This is a genomic window from Selenomonas sp. (assembly GCF_052169755.1).
Lineage (GTDB): Bacteria > Bacillota > Negativicutes > Selenomonadales > Selenomonadaceae > Selenomonas.
Genome location: NZ_JBQNBV010000130.1, coordinates 1 through 5,686, shown reverse-complemented (window position 1 = coordinate 5,686; position 5,686 = coordinate 1). Strand labels below are relative to the sequence as shown.

The following is a 5,686-nucleotide window of genomic DNA, read 5'->3' as shown; positions in this document are numbered from 1 at the left end:
AAGGCGCCGAGCAACATCCTGTTTCTCATGCCGCAAGACAGCGCTTTCTACCTCGTGGATGCTCTTATGGGCAAGGAAGCGGGGGAGACGACGCATCTTGATATGATGGCGGAATCTGCCTTAATGGAAATCGGCAATATTTTAGCGGGCGCCTATCTCAACGCGCTTTATAGTTTCACGAACCTCTCCTTGATCCCCTCCATACCGGCGCTTGCTATGGATATGGCAGGTGCGATTTTGAATGTCGTGCTCGTGCAGCTCGGACAGATGGGGGATCATGCCATGGTCATTGAGACGGAGTTCCTTGCGGAGGATGATGAGCTTCGCGGACACTTCTTCCTCGTGCCGGATCCAGGCTCCATGGAAATGATTCTTTCGGCAGTGGGGGTTGGATGATATGGCTGATATGTTACGCGTAGGAATCGCGGATTACAAAGTCGGTAAGGCTCCGCAGCAGATCATCAGCTATGGTCTTGGATCGTGTATCGGCATATCCCTCTACGATCCTCAGACAAAAGTTGGAGGCCTTCTCCATATCATGCTGCCCGACAGTACGCAGGCGAGAGCGCACGAGAATCATGCAAAGTTTGCCGATACAGGCGTACCTTTAATGCTCGGGGAGGTCTTGAAGCTCGGTGCGGTGAAGAGCAGGCTCGTCGCGAAGATTGCAGGCGGTGCGCAGATGTTTTCTTTTGCCAATGCATCCGATGTCATGCGCGTGGGGCTTAGGAATGCCGAAGCTGCCAAAAAAGCGCTGGCTAAGGAAGGTATACGGATCATTGCTGAAGATACGGGCGGAACCTACGGACGCACGGTGCAGATTGACTTGACAACGGGCGATTACAAGGTCAAGACGATCGACCGTGGTGAAAAAATCATTTGACGGAGGCAGGGACTTTGTTTAAGATTGGAACAGCGCTTGTCTCGGGCGTCATAGCAGCCTTTCTTGCCGTCTTGAGCGCCGTTTCCGCAGGTGCGCGGTTTTCGACGATTGCGGGGAGGAGCTTTGCTGTATTTCTCGTTGTTACTGCTCTCGTGTTTCTCGTCACATTCCTCATGGAGAAGCAGTTTCCGGCTCTTTTTGCACAAACGGCTGAAGCGGATATTCCAGCTGTGAAAAAAGGAAAACCGCCATCTGCGACGAATGATACAGATGAGGTAGAAGATACGGCAGATGTCGAAGAAGATGGGGAAACGGCAGATATGCAATCGGAAGGCTCGGAGCAGGATTTGGAATCGGCGATCACGGAAGAGCCTGTCGTTGCTGCCCCACAGGGAGAATGACTAGACGAGGAGGCGGCTTGATTGATGAAAAAAGCAGACCCCCCCTCCGCAGAAATCCAAACGCTTTGGTCACTTTATCGCGAGACGCGCTCACCGGAAGTTCGTGACAGGCTTGTCGAAAAGTATTTGCCGCTCGTCAATATTATTGCAGGACGTGTTGTCGTCGGTCTGCCTGCGCATGTTGATCGTGATGATCTCGTTTCGAGCGGCTTTTTTGGTTTGCTTGATGCGATTGAGCGATACGATGTTGAGCGCGGCAATAAGTTTGAAACGTATGGCGGCGTGCGCATTCGCGGCGCCATGCTCGACTATTTGCGCACGATGGATTGGATACCGGTATCGAAAAGGCAAAAGATTCGGCGGTATGAGCAGGCTGTGACGAATTTGGAAGGGCGCTTGGGGCGTTCGGCAACTGACGATGAGCTTGCCGATGAACTCAAAATATCGAAAAAGGAATTGCACGATCTCGTTTCACAGACAAATATTGCAACGGTCATTCCGCTGGAAGAGTATGTGCGAACGGAATCACCGTCTTCACAAACGATTGATCCCGAAGAAAATGCTGAGAAGAATGAACTGCGCGATACTTTGGCGAAAGCGATTGACCAGCTGCCTGAAAAGGAGCGCACGGTTGTTTCACTCTATTATTATGAAGAACTCACTTTGAAGGAAATCAGCTTGATTCTGCATCTTTCGGAGGCGAGAATTTCTCAGCTCCATACGAAAGCGGTCTTTCGGCTCAGGGGCTTTTTGGCTAGGTGGAAAACGAGTCTCATGGAATGAGGCACAAAGGAGGCACATAGGGCATGAGCGATAATGCAATGGGAGCGTCTGCGGCTGACGGAGACAGACCGGTCTACAGTAAGATCAACATCCATATCAGCTCGGACAAGATGGTGGCGACGGTTGGTTTCGACCATACGGATTCCGACGTTTATCCGACGCCGGAGATGATTAAGAAGGCGCTTCAGGACAAAGGCGTTGTCTTCGGCTTCGATGAGAAAGCGATCGAGCAAGGGGCAAAGGATGGGCAGGATTTTGAGGCGGCGCTCGGGCAGGAGCCGCAGCACGGTGAGGATGCCTATCTGAAGAAGAATTACGATCTCGGCGTCAAGGGGCGTCCTAAGACCGATCAATATGATCGTGCAGACTACAAGGATATGAATCTCTTTGTGCTGGTAAAGCAGGGGGATCTCCTCGCTGAAAGGATCCTGCAGACGGATGGCGCGCCCGGCATGAATGTTCTCGGCGGCAAGATCAATCAGAAGAAGGGGCGGCCGCTGGTGTTCAAGGCGGGCAAAAATTCTTCGATTCGCGATGAGAACTTTCTCTATGCCGATATTGACGGACAGATCGTTGATACGGGCAAAATCATCGGCGTTGATCCGCGTCTTGTGATCAAGGAAGATGTGGGCGTTGGTACGGGAAATATTGAGTTTACCGGCGCCGTTGCTGTTCAGGGCAGTGTGCAGGCGGGCTTCGTCGTCAAAGCGACAGGTGATATCGAGGTTGGCGGCATCGTTTCGGGCGCTGAGGTTGAGGGGCGTAATATCTTCATCAAGGGCGGCATTCAAGGCATGAATCGCGGTTTTGTCAAGGCGAAGGAGACGCTTACCGCGTTTTTTGCTGAAAATGCCGAGATCGAAGCGGGCAAGGATGTCGCGATTGCAGACGTTGTCCTGAATTCTCAAGTGCGGGCGGGCAGAAAAGTCACGGTACTTGGAAAACGCGGGCAGATCATGGGCGGTTCGACCTTTGCCGGCGAAGAAATTGAGGCGACGCAGATCGGAAACCCTGCGAATGTCGCGACGAAGCTCGAAGTCGGTATCAATCCTATGGTGCAGCGTCAATACAAGAGTGTTTGTCAGGAATATGGCGATACGAAGAAGAAGCTCGATGATATCAAAAAGACGCTTACGACGCTTGGCAAGGTTGACCTCAGCAAGCTGCCGCCCGAACGGCAGGAGTTGGTTGCGCAGCTCGGGAAGGCCCGCTTCCAGGTGGAGGAGCGCCTTGAGAGTCTCGTGGAGGAAATGGACGAACTTGAGGAAAAGATCCAGAGCATGAAACGCGGCCGCATCCGTGCCGCTGATACGATTTATCCGGGCGTGAAGCTCAAGATCAACAATGTTATCAAAAATATTCATTCCGAGGAGAAGCGTTGCACTTTGAGTGTCGAGGGTGATCAGATCCGCACAGGTGCGTATTGATTTTTTGCCTTTTTCGTGATTTCTTTTGCTTGAACTGTTCGGAAAGGACGGATGGAACGCATGGATGTAACCCCAATGAGCTTGCAGGCGATCGTACCGCGCACATCCGAAGCGACGCAGGTGCAGCACAATATGAACCAGCAGTCCGCGCTGCAGCAGGATTTCCAAGCCGTGCGCGACAAGCAGGAAACGGCGTTGAAACAAACGCAGGTCAGAAAGAAAGATCAAGCGGAGGAAGAGCGTATCAAAGATGATCCTGAACGCCGTAAGAAGCAGGGACGCGGCAGACGTGGGGATCGAGGCGGTCGCCATGAGGCGGATGAGGATGAGGCGCCGACGGAGAGACTGGCTGTCGATGTGTTTCGCGGACGTAACATTGATATATCGCTGTAGAGGTGTCCTATAGGAAGCGCCGATAAAATGAAGTTGCCCGGACGTGTGAAAATGGGTGACTGAATGTATCCATGCTTCCTGCTAAAGGGGCTGTCGCATAGCCGCATTAGGCTCATGCGGCAGCCCTATTTCTAAAGAGAGCAGAGCGTATGTATATTTTTAAAGATAAGGGGAGCTGCGAGAAGTGATCACGGAAATTTTGGGCGCTTTGATCGTTTTGGGGGCGGTGCTCGTCCTCGTCATGCGGCGGCTTTTGCATAAGGGGAAAGGGAAGGAACAAGAATCGGTGGAAGTTTCTGCCAGTCGCCTGCGCTATGAGATCGAGCGCTCGGGTGACGCCGTCATCGGCAGGATGCAGATTCATGTCGAACGCTTGGAGAGGATTTTGGCAGAGGCGAATGCACAGAAAGCGGCGCTCGATGAACGGCTGAATGCTTTGGCACAGTGGGAAAAGGTCTATGGCGCACAGCTCGGCGCTCTTCCAGCGCAGATGAATTTCGCTGCTGCGCCCCCCGCAGCAGCTCAACAAACGACTTCGGCGGCGCAGTCGCGCACTGCGCACCAGATGAACGCCTCTCTAGCATCGCAGCAGACGGTTGGGGCGGCTGCTCCCATGTCTTCGGCGACGTCTCCGGTGGAGGAAGCGACGAATTTTCATGCTGCTCTCATGGAACAGATGACAGGAAGAACGGTAGGCGGCTCTATTGACTTGCAGCTGCATCCGGAAGAGTGGACGTCGCCGGATGCAGCAAAGGCTGCGGACTATGATCGCGCTGCGGCACGGGTGGAAGGTTTGGCGAAGACTTCGTTCGATGCCGCGCACACATCGATGGCTGTCGATTCGTATGCCGAGACTGAGGAAGAAGAGGTGGCTGAAGCGTACGAATATCCGGATGCGGACGAGATCGAATATGCGGCATACGAAGAAGAAGGCGAAGAGGAAGGAGAGGATGTTGCGCCGGACGACGAGGAGCGCACGGAGGATGTCTCGTCGGAAGATGAAGAGGCAGAGGCAGAGGATGAGCCGTCCGAAGAAGATTCACTGACTTTTGCATCGGAAGATGAGATCGAAGAAGGAAATGAGGCGTCTTCACATGCGGTTTTGAAGCAACAGCAGGAGCAGATCCGCGCCTTTTTGCGTCAAGGGCTGAGCGTCGAAGAGATTTCTCAGCGATTGGGACTGGGGCTTGGCGCGATCGAACTCATAAGGCATATAGAGAAGCGAACACAGGAGACGAAGAATCAAGCGGCGCAGGAAGAGTAAACTGCACGAACAAACGCTCGCTTCTTGGACATTGTGCGCTGCTCTTAGTAAAATAAAAAGGGCTTGGCATAAAATGCCAAGTCCCGTACATGTCTGGTGCGACAGGAGGGATTCGAACCCCCGACCCACGGCTTAGAAGGCCGTTGCTCTATCCGACTGAGCTACTGACGCGATGGTCGGAGCAGCAGGATTTGAACCTGCGACCCCCTGGTCCCAAGCCAGGTGCTCTACCAAACTGAGCCATGCCCCGAAAATCGCACATGCAAAGTGTATCATGCGCAATAAGGAAATTATAAAGGACGCTGTGCGCTTTGTCAAGGTTTTGTCCTGAGGCAGAATATTTTGTATGAGGTTAAGTTAACGATGCAGGAAAGAGGCGATACATATATGGCACATACGGGTTACAAGCTCCATGATGAGGTCAAGACGGCAGGCAGGGCGTTGAGAAGAGCGGCAAGTCTTGGCGTACTTGCCGCGGAGAATGCGGCGCTCTTCAAGCGTGAAGAGCGCGATGCCATTCTTGTCATGATTTTTG

7 protein-coding genes and 2 tRNA genes are annotated in these 5,686 nt (G+C 53.0%); 7 read left to right on the top strand and 2 right to left on the bottom strand.

What is annotated here, in order from left to right; translation table 11 throughout:
* The 7 genes from ACTTKG_RS08745 to ACTTKG_RS08715 all read left to right on the top strand — a co-directional run.
* Positions 1 to 396, top strand: a 396-nt coding sequence (locus ACTTKG_RS08745) for a chemotaxis protein CheC (RefSeq protein WP_442673829.1), incomplete at its 5' end; no start/stop codon positions are given.
* 1 nt (position 397) lies between these two features.
* Complete coding sequence (locus tag ACTTKG_RS08740) at positions 398 to 883, top strand: chemotaxis protein CheD (RefSeq protein ID WP_442673828.1); 486 nt, start codon at positions 398 to 400, stop codon at positions 881 to 883.
* 14 nt (positions 884 to 897) lie between these two features.
* A complete protein-coding gene (locus tag ACTTKG_RS08735; protein ID WP_442673827.1) occupies positions 898 to 1,284 on the top strand; it encodes a hypothetical protein in 387 nt (128 codons plus the stop codon).
* 24 nt (positions 1,285 to 1,308) lie between these two features.
* On the top strand, positions 1,309 to 2,067 hold the full coding sequence (locus tag ACTTKG_RS08730; RefSeq protein ID WP_442673830.1) for a FliA/WhiG family RNA polymerase sigma factor: 759 nt from the start codon (positions 1,309 to 1,311) through the stop codon (positions 2,065 to 2,067).
* 23 nt (positions 2,068 to 2,090) lie between these two features.
* The gene (locus ACTTKG_RS08725; protein ID WP_442673826.1) at positions 2,091 to 3,494 is read left to right on the top strand and encodes a DUF342 domain-containing protein; all 1,404 of its coding nucleotides are present in this window, start codon (positions 2,091 to 2,093) and stop codon (positions 3,492 to 3,494) included.
* 51 nt (positions 3,495 to 3,545) lie between these two features.
* Positions 3,546 to 3,887: a hypothetical protein gene (locus ACTTKG_RS08720; RefSeq protein ID WP_442673825.1), complete on the top strand. Its 342-nt coding sequence runs from the start codon at positions 3,546 to 3,548 to the stop codon at positions 3,885 to 3,887.
* Positions 3,888 to 4,071: 184 nt separating this feature from the next.
* A complete protein-coding gene (locus tag ACTTKG_RS08715) occupies positions 4,072 to 5,151 on the top strand; it encodes a DUF6115 domain-containing protein (RefSeq protein WP_442673824.1) in 1,080 nt (359 codons plus the stop codon).
* A gap of 94 nt (positions 5,152 to 5,245) precedes the next feature.
* Here the strand turns inward: ACTTKG_RS08715 and ACTTKG_RS08710 are convergent.
* Together ACTTKG_RS08710 and ACTTKG_RS08705 are read right to left on the bottom strand one after the other, a co-directional pair.
* Positions 5,246 to 5,322 (bottom strand) — tRNA-Arg (locus ACTTKG_RS08710).
* Positions 5,323 to 5,324: 2 nt separating this feature from the next.
* Positions 5,325 to 5,401, bottom strand: a tRNA-Pro gene (locus ACTTKG_RS08705).
* Positions 5,402 to 5,686: the final 285 nt, after the last annotated feature.